The following is a 14,673-nucleotide window of genomic DNA, read 5'->3' as shown; positions in this document are numbered from 1 at the left end:
AGAAGGATCGAAGAAAGGACGATCTAGCCGCGAGGTGTTGGAAATGAATAACACTGACTGCTTTTTCACAATATTTTCCACCGAATAGATGACGACATTTTCAGCCCCCCATATGGACCGCACGCCCAGTCTGTACTTAGGAATGGGCTGTAAAATTTATCTGGATCTTTCACCGAGCCCCAGTTTTGAAAAAGCGCTCTTTGCTCCCGCATTGCTCTTGCTACCTTTTCAGTAGTCCCATCCTTACCCCTACTCGCCGACTCCGCGTGAATCAATTCCACAAACGGCGTCCAGAGAATCTTCAATCCGAGTTCATTGATGCGCAGGCACATGTCCACGTCGTTGAAGGCGACGGGATGGCGGATTTCGTCCATGCCACCGATCTGCAGATAGAGGTCGCGTCGCAGGATTAGGCAGGCGGTAGTGCAGGCGCTCTGACGACGAGTGAGGTGGTTGAAGCCCAAGTAGCCCGGATCATTGCGCATCCAGTTATTGCCGGTATGGGCGGCCAGGCCGTTGATGCCGATGACGACACCGGCATGCTGGACCATGTCGTTCTTCCACAGCAGCTTGGCGCCTACGGCGCCAACGTCGGGTCGTACGGCCAGGCTTAGCATTTCCTTGAGCCAATCCGGATGCAGGATCTCGATATCGTTATTGATGAGCCCTATGTATTCCCCTGTGGCAAACTCCACACCGACATTGTTCAAGGTGGCGTAGTTGAAGGGATAGGGATGCGGCAGGATGCGTACGCCGCGCCCCTTGAGTTCGTCGAAGTAGGCGAGCGTTTCGGGATCGCTGGTTTGGTTGTCGACGATGATGAGTTCCAGGTCCGGGTAGTCGGTCTGGGTTAGCAGACCCTCCATGCAGGCATGCAGGAGCTTGTAGGCATCCCGGGTAGGGATGATCAGGCTTACCCTGGGCAGACGCTCGGGCAGTGGCCAGTGGGTGCGTAGCGCACCGGCCAGCTTCGGCTGGCGACTCACTCGTGCACCGGGACGCAACTTGTCCACCAGCCAGGCAAGACGCTCCAGACGCTCGGGCTTGCAGAAGTCACACTCGGCAGGAGTAGCTGGGCTGCTGGCACTGCGATGGCTGAGCACTTGGGACACACGGGCGACGGGCAACTCGTCTTGAGCGGTCGCAAGGATCAATGCAGCTAGGACGCCTTCGATATCCCGTGGCAGTTCGGGCGCCGCGTTTAGCAGCCGAACGGCGCGCTGAATGACGTCGCGACCGAACAGGGCACCGGCAGTGAAGAGGTCAGCGCCCAAGTAGAGGTCAAGGTCCCAGCTCGGCTTGAACCAAGGGTTGCTACGCTGGCCATCCGTACCATCCTGATCGCTATCGGCGAAGGCCCAAGCAGCCTGCTTGCCTACCTCTTCCGGCTGCAGAGCCAGCGTCAGTTGATCGAGGGTATGGGGCAGCAGTCGGCTGTCCAATGGCTGGAGCAACACGGCTTCGACCCCCTCCTCTAGTAGCAGCTGCAAGGAGGTAGATACGTCCTCGGGATCGGCGACGGCCTGAGTGAAGGGTCGCAGACGTTGTTGGCTCAGGCTGTCCAGGCAAGCCTGCCGCTCGGTTTCACTGGCTTGCCCATGGAGCAGAACGGCGATCCTGCTACCCGTCACGGCTTGTGGGTACTCAGGTGCGCGCTGGTAGTGAGCGAACCACTCGGGGTAATGGCCGAAGCCGGCGCTACGCGGACAGCGCTGGTCGTAATCGCGCGCCAGGCGAATGAGCAGGTCGCGGGGTGCCGGGTCGGCTTGCTCCGGCCAATGGGCGGCTACCAGGGCGCCGAGTCCTTCGGCATGGCAACACACAGTAATGGGGCTACCCTGCAAGGGGCGGCCCTGATCGTCTTCGATATGCACCTCACGGCGCTCGCCGTCGCCGAACTGCCAGGGCAGTTCCAGGCTGTAGCCGTGATCGGCATCGGCGCGATAGATGAGGGCGGGGTGATGCAGGTCTGCCTGGCACCGGGCGACGATCTGATCGCCCAGGCGAGCTCGAACCTCGACATGACGGCCCGGGGTGGTGTCATCCCAGACCCAGCCGGCCACGACCAAGCCGCCGCCATACCAGACCTGACTGCCCGGTACCTGAGCCTCGGCCTTGCGCGGCTTTTCGTTGGGCAGTACCAGAGCCTCGCCAATCCAGGGACCCTCGTTGGCCAGGCGGATGGCGATACGTCGAGCCCCACTGAGCCAAGCTGGTTGCAACTGGAGGGCGAAGCCGTGAAAGCCGTCACCGGCTAGCGGGTGATGCTGATAGGCATCCGCGCGCACCAAGGCTACGTAAGCCCCATCGATGACTACGTCCAATGCCAGACGCAGGTCAGGCTGGCTAGGATCGAAGGCCCAGCCCTCGAGCACGTTGCCGTGAAGACCCTGGATCTGGCCTTGCACGGTGACCAGGGCGATAGGTTGGGGGAGTTCAGTCATGGAGAAACCTGTCGGGAAGGGCGTCGCTTAGCAGGGCATTCAAGGGCGCGGGCAGCAGACCGAGGGGATGGGCGCCTGCTTCGGTCGCGACCACACCTGCGGGTGCATATAGAGGCAAGGCGGTGTGCCGGGCAATCTGAGGCGCAAACCAGGCACTGGCCGGTGCTGCCTCGAGGCTCAAGGCCAGGGTACAGCCTGCCAAGGCAGGTATCCTGGACCGGGCGATACCAGGTAACTCGATCAGGGGGCTGACATTGCCACTGGCGAGCAGGCTCTTTTCCCAAGGCGTGCGCTCGAGGAGCAGGAAGCGACAGGCCAGCCCCTGCCGGCGACTCAGGCGAACCAGCTGCAACCAGGCCTGGGCGAGGCCTGGATCCGCCAGGGAGTCAGCGATCAGGATATTGCCCAGGCGCGAGGTCGGTGGCTGGTCGAGCGACGCAAAAGGCGCACCCGCCGCCACAGGGACCTGGGGATTGCTCATCAGCAAGGTAGTGGTGAGCGCGGCGAAGGTCACGCGCTGCTCGCTAGCTGCCTCGCGGAAGCCAGTGGCTGGGGAGCAGGTATCGGCGCCCGGATCGATCAGGCGATAGGGCACGCCAAGCCGCGCGGGCAGGGTCTGCAGCGACACAGGACAGCGCTCGGGCTGAATGTAATCCAAGGCTCTAGGCCGCAACCGTTGCAGGTCCGCGATCAGTTGCTCCACGTCTCCGGGTAGACGGTAGTCCAGGAGCACGGGCAGCCCCTGGCCGTGAACCTGCAGGCTGACCTCCAGCTCGGCATCCGTCTGCCGAAAGGCCAGTGCAAAGGCAGGTTCGTCGCCGCCCAGCGCCGCGAGAAGATCGAGCCGGTCGGCCGCGATGATCGTCACGCTGATGTTGGCTGACGCCAGTTGTGCACCGAGTTCGGGGAGTCGCTCGCGCTGCAGGCGCTGACGGTAGGGCTTGAGCGGATCGTGACGATAGAAGCGCTCGAAAGCACGCTCTGCACCGGGATAACGCTGACGCAGGATGGCGTTGTTGAAGGCTACTCGTTCGAGCTTCTCGGCACCGAAGGAAACACCACCCCGATGCGCAACGAAAGCCCGCTGTGCCGCCACGTGCCGCCAGCCCTGGGCCTTGGCTCTGAGGCACCAATCGGTTTCCTCACCGTAACCGCGCTTGAGCTGGATCTCGTCGAGCAGGCCGACCTGCTCCAGCGCGCGACGCTTGATGTAGAAGCAGAAGCCACACCCCACCTCGATCTCGGGCGGCGCCGAGAGGTCGCTGGCGGCCTGGCGATGCAGGACGCGCTGTTCGTCCAGCGTGGGCATGACGTGGCTCTTGCGGCTTTCCGGAAAGCTGAGCAGCTCGCCGTTGTTGCTAAAAGGCGTGGCGGTGGCGACATCGGCTGCGGAGTAGGCCGCTTCGCGCAGCCTGTCCAGCCAGTCATCGCAGACCCGCGCATCGGCGTTCAACCACACCACATCGCGCCCGCGATGCAGGGCCATGCCCCGATTCATGTTACGGATGAAGCCCAGGTTGGCCGGGCTGCGATGGAGCACGATTCGACCCGCCTCGGCCAATTTGCGCAGCGCCTGGCTCAACTCGGCCTCGGGGCTTTCGTCGTCCAGCACCACCACGTTCATCGGGGTCCGATTGGCGTCCAGGCTATCGAGCACACCCTGGATACAGGCAAGCGATGCCTCGCGCCCGCGGTAAATGGGAATAAGCACATCCACGACGGGGTCGATGGATGCTACCGGCGCGTCAACCGGGATAGGCCTTAGGGGTTCAACGGCTGCCAGAGGGCTGCCCAGAACCTCGCTGCCATCCGCCCAGTACAGGCGCACACGCCCGAGCGGAGCAGGCAGACGGAGGCGAATGCCACCATGACGCCCGCCATTGATCGACTTGGCCAGCAGTGGACTGGGTAGGTTGGCGACGATGGTCTTTTGGCGATCACCCAGTTTCAAGGTGAGCTTGACCGGCGTTTGTGGATGCCGGGTATCCAGCGCCCAGCCACGAATTTCCTTGGTGGCAGGATCGAACTCTACGTGCCCCCAACGCCGCGGCGACAGTTGCTGCAATAGCACGGCCAGTTCGTCGGCGCTGCTGACGTAGGGTAGTTGCTCGACCAGTCGCGCCGGTTTGATCCCAGGTAGCGCGATGAGCGCACGCAAGCGCAACAGTCGAACCGCAGGGGTATTACGGGCAGGATTGGCCGGGTCGGCGAGAAAATCGTAGGCCGCTTGGGACTCGCCCTTTTGCAGGAGCACGTGGGCGAGCAGTGCCGCCGTTTCGCCCTGCCGCGCCAAGCTGGCGTTGGCCTCGGCCAAGGCCAGGAAAGCCTGATCCAACGCGCCTCTATTGAGCGCCGCAAGACCGGCAGAGACCAGCGCTACCGGGCGCTGATCGGGAATCTGAAGTGCCAGTTCGAGACGGCGTTGGGCCTCGTCTGACTGTCCGGCCTGGAGCAGAGCCTGATAGTGCTCCATGAGTGTCGATTGGCTCATGGGCAGCGGTCTCCGCGAAAAGCCAGGTGGATCAAAATTACTACCGTTTCAAAAAAGACTTCCGGCCCTAGGGCCGGAAGTCTCGTCTCAGATCAACGAAATATCGTTAGACCTGGCCGGTGATGACGATGACACCCGTGTCAGTGGTTTGAGCTTCGGTAGAACCGATGATGCCAACCGCGACATCGGCACGGCTGTGGCCGGTGGCCAGCTGCTGTGCCCAGAACACCAAGCCTTCGCTGTCCGCGCCACGATCCAGCACGCCTTGGTAGAGGCTCTGGATAAAGGCCGCGTCCGACTGCGAGCCACTGGCGGCGGTGTACTCAGTGGAATTGAGGAAGGACTGGGCGACCTGAGTAACGGTGGCGCCGCCGCTCAGTTGGGCTGTCCATGCCTGGAACCCACTGGAATCCACGTCACGGCCCAGCAGGCCTTCGTAGAAGCGCATGACCGTTGCTTCGTCCTGAGACGCCACTACGGAAATGTTGCCCGCGGAGGTCTCGACCAGCTGGACGTTGGTCAGAGTGGTGGTAGTGGCATCACCATTTGCATTGGTTCCGGTGAAGACCACACTACCGTTGCTTACGGCAGCGGTATAACCGGTACCGGACAGCTGGACTACGTCGAAACCAGTGCCACCGTCAATTTTATCCATGCCCGAACCGGCGTGAATCACATCGTCGCCCGCACCGGTTTTGACGATGTTTTCACCGCCATTCAGGATGATGGTGTCATTGCCACCAGCGGTCGTGATGGTGTCATTGCCAGCCGCAGCATCGATGTGAGTGTTGACGTTGTCATTGACAGTGATGTTGTCATCGCCGGTACCCAGAACGATTACCCGTCCCGCCGCCGCACCCTCGGTGGTAGCACTGGTAGTGGTGGCAGCAGAGCCGAAGGTCGCAGTGACGTTAGCGGGGGTATCGAAGATGAAGGCCGAGGTATTGGCCAGCACCGTCGGGATAGTAACGGTCACATTGGTGCCATCCGCGCCTAGATCGGAGAAGTAAGCCACATCCGGAGTCACGATGTTGCCATTCGAATCGAAGTTCACCGACAGGTTCTTGCCGTTGGAAGTCGACGTAGCGAGCGTGGTGGTGGAGTCATCCAGGTTCAGGATCGACGAAATGGCATTGATGGTCGTGGCGCTCAGAGCGGAGTTCACCAGAGTAGCGTTCAGACTGGCTGCAGAAATGGCGGCATCGTATTGCATGAAGAGAATCTCCTGGGTCGCGCGTCAGCTTGTAACTTGCGCGGATTGAAGCGGGATTTGGGTGAGATCTTCCCTAGGAGACTGGTAGCGGGCAGCGTTCATCTCGATGCGGGCGGTGATCGATACATGTAGAGCGACTAGCTTGGCCTGCCCCTGTTGGGCAGTAACTTCCTGGCCGTCCACGAGGTCTTGCGGAGCACATCCGGCAAAGACCGCCTGGGCATTCAGAACGTATTCGGCGCGGCGCGGCCCGACCAGAGCCATGGCCACCGCGGTGATGGGCGCGCGCTTACCGCGCGACCCTAGAAAATTGCCGCTGAGCACAGCGGGCTGCAACACATCGGCGACCTTGCAGCTATAGGCGATATCCACGCCTTGCGGCTTGTTGGGCCAGATCACAGCGAAGCCTTCGAGACGGGCGTCCTGCTCGACGTTGCCAACCCATTCGTTGGCGGTGACGTCGCCTTGGGCTTGAACGTGGCCTATGAGCTTGATTACGACGGGACTACCGTGGCGCTCCGCACGGGATGCCGCTTCCAGCGCCTTGCTGGCCACGACGGGAGCATGGTGTTGTTCGGAGCGAATGATGTCAGCTGAGGTATCGATACGATCAACGCGCAGATCAACCTTACGTACCGGCAGATCCGCACGCTGATACTCGGTGATGAGCAGGGTACCGGCGCCATTCTTGACGCGCACGATCAGGGTATCGCCGAGACGGGAGAGGGTATTACGGACGACGGTTTCCCCAGGAAAGAAATCAACCGAGCTCTTGCCGATAGGTGCAGGCTGCAGGCTGATGAGGCAGGGCTCCTCCGCGCTATCCTGGGATGCGTATCGAACGATATACATTCCAGGCTCAAGGGTGAGCAGCCGAGTCTTAAATGTGAAGGGTGAATCGTCCATAAGATCCATTCGTTCGTGACCGATGTCCTTGGAAGCCCGGAATAAACACTTCTGGGCCTTGGTCAGGTGCAAACCCTATCACACATTCTGTGTGACCGCGCCAGCTTCTTGACGAGGTCAGGATAAAAGAAAATCACTGAATCTCAACGTCAAATCGTAGCCCGGACACTACCGTTCGGTAGAAAAGTTCAATCGAATTGATAGCAAAAAGCCATGAAAAGGATCGATTAGCGCACAGATCATTGATTCCTAGCATCTAGGTTAAGAACTGCCTACTAGACAGCTGTGCTAGTGTGCCTTCCTTTTGGGTTCGCCTTCGCCATGCGCATTTTGCATGTCTTCAAGACCTATCTGCCCGACACCCATGGCGGCATCGAACACGTCATTCGCCAGATGTGCCTGGCTACGAAAGGCTTCGGAATCGATCATCGAATTCTGACGCTCAGCAAGCATCCCGTCCCGGAACGCGTGGAGGTGGATGGCATTCCTGTCCGGCGTGTCAAACAGGATCTCGACCTGGCTTCGACGGGTCTTTCCTTGAGCGCTTTCCGGGTTTTCGCCGAGGAGACCCGTGCGGTCGACCTGATTCATTTCCATTTTCCCTGGCCGTTCATGGACGTCCTGCAGCTGGCGATACGGCCAGGCAAGCCCTATGTGGTGAGCTATCACTCGGACATCGTCAAGCAGCGCCATCTACTCAAGCTCTATTCACCACTGATGCAAGGCTTCCTGGGCAAGGCGGCCCGCGTGATAGCGGCGACCGAGCCCTATCGCCGGTCCAGCCCCACCCTGCAACGCCTGGGGAGTAAGGTAAGGGTGATTCCCTATGGCCTGGATCCAGCCAGCTATCCCGAGGCGGATCCGCAGCGCATGGCAAGCTGGCGCGGGCGTCTCGGACCGCGCTATTTGCTGTTCGTGGGGGTGTTGCGCTACTACAAGGGACTGCACCTGCTACTCGAAGCGTTACAGGGGCTCGACTATCCGCTGGCCATCGTTGGCGACGGGCCGGAAGGCGAAGCCCTTCGCGCTCAGTGCGAACGGTTGGGCTTGAAGAACTGCCATTTCCTGGGACGTCAGAGTGAAGAAGACCTGGCAGCGCTTTATGCCGGCTGTGAAAGCTTCGTCTTCCCCTCGCATCTGCGCTCCGAGGCCTTTGGCATGGCGCTGCTGGAAGCGGCCATGTACGGCAAGCCCATGCTCAGTTGCGAGATCGGCTCGGGCATGAGCGAGATCAACCTCGACGGTCAGACGGGGATAGGCGTGCCACCGGAGCCTGCGGCTTTGCGCGAGGCGCTGATGACACTGTGGGAGGATGCCGAGCTACGGTCGCGCTACGGGCAAGCCGCCCGGGCACGCTTCGAGGCACATTTCCGCAGCGAGATCATGGCCAGCAAGCTCATCGAGGTCTATCGCGAGGCCCTGGCCTGAGCAGGGCCTAGCGCCCTTGCAGGGCGAGGCGATAAACCTCTAGCGTCCGAGCAGCGCAGGCGTCCCAGGTGTAGTGACGAGCCCGGCGTTCGCCCTCTTCCACTCGCTGGCTCACAGCTAGAGGATCGTCGAGGACTTCGAGCATAGCCTGGGTTATGGCCTTGGAGCCCTGTGGATCGGCTTGCAAGGCCGCCTCGCCGACCACTTCCGGCAGCGACGTGGTGTTGGAGCAGATCACGGGACACCGCGCGGCAAAGGCCTCGATGGCCGGTAGCCCAAAGCCTTCGAACAGCGACATGAATACCAGGGCTGCCGCACTCTGGAGCAAGGCAATGACGTCTGCCTGCGGTAGATATTCCAGCCACTTGCCCTCTCCTCTGGCTTCCAGCGCACGCAACTCCTCGACCAAGGTTTCGGCACGCCAGCCGTTGCGTCCTACCACAACCAGGGGATGCCGCTTGCGCAGTGTCTCTGGTAGTTGGGCATGGGCAGCCAGGACGGCCGCGAGGTTCTTGCGCGGCTGCAGCGTGCCGACGAACAGGAAGAAGCCAGGCTCCAAGCCGTGCTTGCGCAACACCTCCTGGCGCGTGAGCTCGGGTTGCCGAACGAAATACTGGGTATCGACGCCAAGCGGAGTGACATGGACCCGTTCTTCCGCGATGCCGAGCAGCCTGACGATATCTCTCTTGCTGTACTCCGAGATGGTGATGACCTGATCGGCCCAGCCCACACTCTGATTGAACAGCCAGTTCTTCAAGCGGCGCAGCTTGAGCGTGACCCATTCGGGGTGGATCTGCGGAATCAGATCCATCACGCTGGCCACCATGGCGACATTCTTGAGCCGAGGGATATGGTGGTCGGGCGCGTGGAAAATATCGACGTCGCTTGCCAGGCGTTGGTCGACCTTGGAATCGGCACCCAGCAGCGCGTTCTTCAGGACGAACTTGGGGAAATGGGGCGCAAGACTGACCGGCAGCCCGCACTCCAGCGTCGGTGTATGGATGCCGAAGGTGTAGGGCTTGACCTCGACATTTGCGACCGCGGTCAATCCTTTGGATAGCGACTGGGTATAGATACCGATGCCATCGAGATGACCTTTGGCTACACCGGAAGACCAGACCGTAGTGCCCAATCCGACTTTCAAGGCCGTCAACGAACGCCCCCCAGGGCCGCGTAGAGATCCTGGAGCGTCCGCTCCAGAGGAATCAGGTCCCTGCTCCCCACTACCTCGCGCAGGCGTGCGTCACTACCACGGAGCGTAGGAATTTCATTGGCCCGCACAAAGGCCGGATTGACCCTGACTTCTATGGAGTAACCCGCAATGCGCTCCATCATCTCGACGATGATCCGCAGCGCCGTCGCGTTGCCGGAGCAGACATTGACGGGGTTCGAGCGGTAGTCGCTGTCGAGCAATCCCAGATAGGCCTGGGCCAGGTCGCGGACGTCCGAAAAGTCTCGGCTCACATCCAGATTGCCCAGCTCGATCACCCGCTCGCCGCGGGCGAAATGACCGACGATCTTGGGGATGAGGAAGCGCTCATCCTGCCCTGGCCCGGTGTAGTTGAACGGCCGGGTGATGACGATGGGCAGGCGGTCGTACCAGGTGGCGACCATGTGCTCCATGGCCAGTTTGCTGCACGCGTAGTGGTTGACCGGCGCCGGGCAGACCGACTCGTCGATCACCTCGATACCAGGGGTACCATAGATGTTGGCACTACTTGCGATAAGTACCCGCTGTGGTTGACGCTCGAGTGCGCCGAGCGCCTCCAACAAATTCAACGTGCCGAATAGGTTCACCCGGTAAAAGGCTTCCTGATCGGCATGGCCAACAAAGGCCAGTGCCGCCAGATGGATGACCCAATCCGGCTGCGCCTGCGCCACGGCGGCGGCGACGGCCGCCTTGTCGGTGAGATCGCATGCCACGGTGACATCCGCATCGGTAGTACCACTACCGAATCCGACTACCTTGAATCCTCGCGCCTTGAGCGCCTGGATGAGATAGCGTCCTGTGAAACCCGATGCGCCTGTGACCAGAGCGGTTGGCATGCCTATCCCCTTGGTTAGAACGAGAAGCCTTGTTCGTTGCGACGCAGGTCAGCCTCGACCATCATCTGGCACAGTTGTTCCAGGGTCGTCTTGGGCTCCCAGCCCAGCTCACGCTTGGCCTTCTCGGGGTTGCCGATCAGCAGGTCCACTTCGGCGGGGCGGTGGAATTTGGGATTCACGGCGACGATCTTCTTGCCGCTGCGGGTGCAGTAGCCTTCTTCCTTGTCCGCTTCGCCCTTCCATTCCAGCTGGATGTCCACGGCTTTGGCCGCCAGGCTGACGAAGTCCCGTACGGTTTCGGTACGGTTGGTGGCCAGCACGTAGGTGTCGGGCTTGTCGGCCTGCAGCATGCGCCACATGCCCTCGACGTATTCCTTGGCGAAGCCCCAGTCACGCTTGGCGTCGAGGTTGCCCAGCTCCAGCACGTCCAGCTTGCCCAGCTTGATCTTGGCGATGCTGTCGGTGATCTTGCGGGTCACGAACTCACGGCCGCGCAGCGGGGATTCGTGGTTGAAGAGGATGCCGCTGGTGCCGAAGATACCGTAGGACTCGCGGTAGTTGATGGTCATCCAGTGGGCATACAGCTTGGCCACGCCATAGGGGCTGCGCGGATAGAAGGGAGTGCTCTCGATCTGCGGGATGGCCTGGACCTTGCCGAACATCTCCGAGGTGGACGCCTGGTAGAAGCGGATCTTCGGATTGACGATACGGATGGCTTCGAGCAGGTTCACCGGGCCAACGCCGGTGATCTCGGCGGTGGTCACCGGCTGGTCGAAGGACACGCCCACGAAGCTCTGGGCGGCCAGGTTGTAGACCTCGGTGGCTTCGGTGGTCTGCAGCAGGCGGATGCTGGCGGAGAGGTCGGTCAGGTCATACTCGACCAAGTGTAGGTTGGGATGGCCAGCGACACCGACCTCTTCGATACGCCAAAAGTTGACCGAGCTGGTACGGCGGTAGGTGCCATAGACGGTGTAGCCTTTTTCCAGCAGCAGCTGTGCCAGGTAGGCACCGTCCTGACCGGTGATGCCCGTTATAATCGCTCGCATGTTGCCCTTCCGGTGATCGATAAAGTGAGAATGGAGTAGTCTAATACGCTGCTCTTATGACGACAAACCAGCCATAGCGCCGGTATCCGGCGACCATACAACTGACAGAGTCATACGCATGCGCTTCAAGGAAATTTTTGTATTTGGCTTGGTCGGCACTCTGGGATTTCTGGTCGATAGCGGCATTCTCTATTTGCTCAAGGAGCATTGGGGAGTCTACCTAGCGAGGTTGGCCTCCTTCGCTTGCGCCGTTTTTGTGACCTGGGTCTGCAATAGACGTATTACTTTTGGCTCTCGACACAGCGGGAAGAGCCTGCCCAGAGAATTTGCGGAATATCTTGCCTACATGTTGCTGGGCGGAGCCTGCAACTACGGTATCTATTCGGCGCTGGTCGCCAGCTCTGCCGTGGCTCATGAGTACCCGATCCTAGGTGTAGCCGCCGGCAGCCTGGCTGGCATGTTCATAAACTTTTTCAGCGCAAAGTTTTTTCTCTTCAGAAACGCCAAGGCGATGTGACTCCCGTCCTGATCGAGGGTTCCCGGGCGGGGCGTTCTCCAGGCGCCATCGAGCTTCGTCGACCACTCAATCATGACGCAGGCGCGGACTGCCGAGGGTAAAGCCATAACTGGCAGCCCTTACCGTAGTGAGGCTACTCGGAATTGCCACTCTCGGGTCCAACTCCAGTTGTAAACGCCCACCAGGTTGAGTTTGGTTGAAGAGGAGACGAACCCCACCGGGTGCAGGCAGCAAGCGAAAATCACGAATCTTGCGCAACGGCTTATCATCCATCCAGACCTGATGCTCGCCAAAGTACACCGGATTGAAATCTCCCGTGGCCGGCAGGTCGATGAAGTCCACAGGTTCTGACGGCAAAGCCAAAGTCAAACGTTGACCGGCCTGGGCGACTACCGGCACGGTCTCGAATGCAAGCGAAAAGCGGAGAGCGCTGACCAGGAGCGCGACGAAAAGGATCACCGCTGTATGCAGGACGCATTTGCGCCACTGCCCTTCAATTGCCGGCTTCAGAATGGCCTGTAGTGCCAGCCAAGCGAAAAGACCCAGGAAAGGAACGGTCCATTTGAAGTAGTGAATGTTGAGATAGCGCCAGACGCCGTTCGGCAACAGATCTCCGTAGGGAATGTAGAGCGAGAACTGCACCACTACCGCCAATACGACGGCCCGAAGGAGCAGGTCGCCACGCAACAGTGCAAGGACCATTCCGCCAAGGGACAGTAATAACCAAGGATAATGGCTGATTAGCGAGGCACGGGGTTCTAGATAGAGAGACTTCGAATCCACCAGCAGCGACATGGCCTTTTTCGGGAATTCGAGCAGAAAATAACCACTGGCATTAGCGGTAGCGTTGAAGTAGCCACCAAATGGACTACCAAAGACGACATCGTTGAAGCGCAGAAAAAGCCCGACCGACACCAGGGGGCCGACCAGCAGGATGAGGGCCACCAAGACAATATCCACCAGTCGACGACTGACGGCTTGATCTGGCTGCTTGCACCAAGCCAGTAGCAAATAAGCCGGAAAGAATATCCCAGCCAGCAAGGCATCCAGTGGCCGAGCAAGACCCAGGGCACCAAACGCCAGGCTCAACACCAAGCCAAAGCCAAGCAGTGTTCGTCGCGAGCAGAAAGATTGACGCTGTATCCACGACAGTACCAATACCGCGGTAGCGACAGCCGTAATCGTACAGGCGGTAGTCCAAGGAATAACGAAGTTTTCCATGAGCGCCTTGTTGCAATAGACGCTCACCACCAAAATCGCGCAAGCCAATCCGTTGCTTACGTAACGTCGAGCAAAGACGACGAAGCCCAGACAGAACAGTACGAAGGCGAAAAGGTTGATAAAAAAGAAAGGATGGACAGGTAGGAAGCCAAAAAACAGGGAGCCTAGGTAAGGATATAACGGTGGGTAATAGTGATTTCCAGGACTTAGGTTGCCCACGGCAAAGGCCTTGACGGCCAGCATGTACTGTCCTTGGTCGAACCATTCCCACCAACCCAGGGGATGGGAGACATTGTTACCCGGCAGCGATTGATTAGCGAGATAGAACAGGCAGTAGACCAGAACGGCGCTGAGTATCAGCCAGGCATCGAGACGGCTAGACGTTCGCATGAGTAGCCTGTTCCTGAACGGCGCTCGGTGACTTTGCAAAGACAGGAGCCGGGTGGTGAAGATAGGTCAGGCGTTTCAACTCTCGGCGCCCCATGGTCACGGTTTCCAAGATCAGCCCTGCGATGAAGAAGATCATGCCGTTGAGAACCAATCCGGTAGACAGCAGCGCCGTCGGGATACGAGGTACCAGACCCGTCCTCAGGTATTCCGAAAGCAGCGGTGCGGCCAGAATCACGCCTAGGGACATCATCAAGGCCGCCAACAGCGTATAGAACAAGATGGGCCTTTCTACGGCGTAAAGCTTGATTATGGTCCTGAGGATACGAATGCCATCACGATAGGTGTTCAACTTGCTGAACGAGCCCTCGAGACGGGCAAAATAAGGGGTCACGCATTCGCCATAGGGCATGCGCAACTCTAGAGCGTGTACCGTCAACTCCGTTTCGGTCTCAAAACCCGTAGCCAATGCCGGAAACGATTTGACGTAGCGCCGCGAGAACACTCGATATCCTGAAAGCATGTCGCTGAATTTACCGCCGAAGATCCTCCTGACGCAGCCGGTGAGCAGTTTGTTGCCCCAGGTATGACCTGCACGATAGGCCTCTTTCTGCTCGTGCTGACGAACACCTACCACCATATCGAGACGCAACTCCAAAAGTTGGTCGATCATCCTGACCGCACTCTTGGCGTCATAAGTCGCATCGCCATCGACCAATACGTATATGTCGGCATCGATATCGGCAAACATCCGGCGTATGACGTTGCCCTTGCCTTGTAGCGGCACGCTGAAGACCTGCGCTCCGGCTTTGCGTGCCACCTCGATGGTATTGTCCTTGGAATTGTTGTCGTAGACGAATATTTCCGCCTTCGGCAGATAGAGCTTGAAGTCTTCCACGACCTTGCCGATGGATATTCCTTCGTTATAGCAAGGTACCAATACGGCCACCTTGGGATCGCTATGCATACCCACG

Annotated in this window: 11 protein-coding genes; 2 read left to right on the top strand and 9 right to left on the bottom strand. The window is 59.7% G+C overall.

The genetic code is table 11. From position 1 onward, the window contains the following. Positions 1-65: 65 nt before the first annotated feature. The 4 genes from ACYJP6_RS02980 to ACYJP6_RS02965 form a co-directional block, all read right to left on the bottom strand. The gene (locus ACYJP6_RS02980; RefSeq protein WP_459473237.1) at positions 66-2,444 is read right to left on the bottom strand and encodes a glycosyltransferase family 2 protein; all 2,379 of its coding nucleotides are present in this window, start codon (positions 2,442-2,444) and stop codon (positions 66-68) included. Beyond that, positions 2,437-4,917, bottom strand: a complete 2,481-nt coding sequence (locus tag ACYJP6_RS02975) for a glycosyltransferase (RefSeq protein WP_459473235.1) — start codon at positions 4,915-4,917, stop codon at positions 2,437-2,439. The genes ACYJP6_RS02980 and ACYJP6_RS02975 overlap by 8 nt, the downstream gene beginning before the upstream one ends. A 124-nt stretch (positions 4,918-5,041) precedes the next feature. After that, entirely contained in the window at positions 5,042-6,148 is a 1,107-nt protein-coding gene (locus ACYJP6_RS02970; protein ID WP_459473234.1) for a DUF4214 domain-containing protein, read from the bottom strand. 24 nt (positions 6,149-6,172) lie between these two features. After that, positions 6,173-7,126, bottom strand: a complete 954-nt coding sequence (locus tag ACYJP6_RS02965) for a cell wall-binding repeat 2 family protein (RefSeq protein WP_459473232.1) — start codon at positions 7,124-7,126, stop codon at positions 6,173-6,175. Between the two features lie 249 nt (positions 7,127-7,375). On the opposite strand from ACYJP6_RS02965, the gene ACYJP6_RS02960 reads away from it, so the two are divergent. After that, entirely contained in the window at positions 7,376-8,482 is a 1,107-nt protein-coding gene (locus tag ACYJP6_RS02960; RefSeq protein ID WP_459473433.1) for a glycosyltransferase, read from the top strand. Between the two features lie 7 nt (positions 8,483-8,489). Here the strand turns inward: ACYJP6_RS02960 and ACYJP6_RS02955 are convergent, their stop codons facing one another. The 3 genes from ACYJP6_RS02955 to gmd are packed head-to-tail and all read right to left on the bottom strand — an operon-like array spanning position 8,490 to position 11,574. Beyond that, a complete protein-coding gene (locus tag ACYJP6_RS02955; protein ID WP_459473431.1) occupies positions 8,490-9,626 on the bottom strand; it encodes a glycosyltransferase family 4 protein in 1,137 nt (378 codons plus the stop codon). 5 nt (positions 9,627-9,631) lie between these two features. Next, complete coding sequence (locus tag ACYJP6_RS02950; protein ID WP_459473231.1) at positions 9,632-10,528, bottom strand: NAD-dependent epimerase/dehydratase family protein; 897 nt, start codon at positions 10,526-10,528, stop codon at positions 9,632-9,634. A 14-nt stretch (positions 10,529-10,542) separates the two neighbouring features. Then, entirely contained in the window at positions 10,543-11,574 is a 1,032-nt protein-coding gene (gene gmd, locus ACYJP6_RS02945) for a GDP-mannose 4,6-dehydratase (RefSeq protein ID WP_459473229.1), read from the bottom strand. Between the two features lie 118 nt (positions 11,575-11,692). On the opposite strand from gmd, the gene ACYJP6_RS02940 reads away from it, so the two are divergent. After that, positions 11,693-12,091 (top strand): GtrA family protein, encoded by a 399-nt coding sequence (locus tag ACYJP6_RS02940; protein WP_459473227.1) that lies wholly within the window; start codon positions 11,693-11,695, stop codon positions 12,089-12,091. A gap of 66 nt (positions 12,092-12,157) precedes the next feature. Here the strand turns inward: ACYJP6_RS02940 and ACYJP6_RS02935 are convergent, their stop codons facing one another. Both ACYJP6_RS02935 and ACYJP6_RS02930 read right to left on the bottom strand, forming a co-directional pair. Next, positions 12,158-13,702 carry a hypothetical protein gene (locus ACYJP6_RS02935; RefSeq protein ID WP_459473225.1) on the bottom strand — a complete coding sequence of 515 codons (1,545 nt, stop codon included), beginning with the start codon at positions 13,700-13,702 and terminating at the stop codon, positions 12,158-12,160. Beyond that, positions 13,689-14,666: a glycosyltransferase family 2 protein gene (locus ACYJP6_RS02930; protein WP_459473223.1), complete on the bottom strand. Its 978-nt coding sequence runs from the start codon at positions 14,664-14,666 to the stop codon at positions 13,689-13,691. Before ACYJP6_RS02930 ends, ACYJP6_RS02935 begins: the two co-directional genes overlap by 14 nt. Positions 14,667-14,673: the final 7 nt, after the last annotated feature.

The organism is Pseudomonas sp. No.117 (assembly GCF_054558395.1).
The sequence above is the reverse complement of the archived record's forward strand: the minus strand, read 5'-3'. Positions and strand labels throughout refer to the sequence as shown.

Excerpts from the sequence above, each read along its gene's own strand:
- ACYJP6_RS02935 (WP_459473225.1), bottom strand. The coding sequence starts at position 13,702 with ATGCGAACGTCTAGCCGTCTCGATGCCTGGCTGATACTCAGCGCCGTT.
- ACYJP6_RS02950 (WP_459473231.1), bottom strand. The coding sequence starts at position 10,528 with ATGCCAACCGCTCTGGTCACAGGCGCATCGGGTTTCACAGGACGCTAT.
- ACYJP6_RS02980 (WP_459473237.1), bottom strand. The coding sequence starts at position 2,444 with ATGACTGAACTCCCCCAACCTATCGCCCTGGTCACCGTGCAAGGCCAG.
- gmd (WP_459473229.1), bottom strand. The coding sequence starts at position 11,574 with ATGCGAGCGATTATAACGGGCATCACCGGTCAGGACGGTGCCTACCTG.
- ACYJP6_RS02940 (WP_459473227.1), top strand. The coding sequence starts at position 11,693 with ATGCGCTTCAAGGAAATTTTTGTATTTGGCTTGGTCGGCACTCTGGGA.
- ACYJP6_RS02970 (WP_459473234.1), bottom strand. The coding sequence starts at position 6,148 with ATGCAATACGATGCCGCCATTTCTGCAGCCAGTCTGAACGCTACTCTG.
- ACYJP6_RS02975 (WP_459473235.1), bottom strand. The coding sequence starts at position 4,917 with ATGGAGCACTATCAGGCTCTGCTCCAGGCCGGACAGTCAGACGAGGCC.
- ACYJP6_RS02960 (WP_459473433.1), top strand. The coding sequence starts at position 7,376 with ATGCGCATTTTGCATGTCTTCAAGACCTATCTGCCCGACACCCATGGC.
- ACYJP6_RS02930 (WP_459473223.1), bottom strand. The coding sequence starts at position 14,666 with ATGCATAGCGATCCCAAGGTGGCCGTATTGGTACCTTGCTATAACGAA.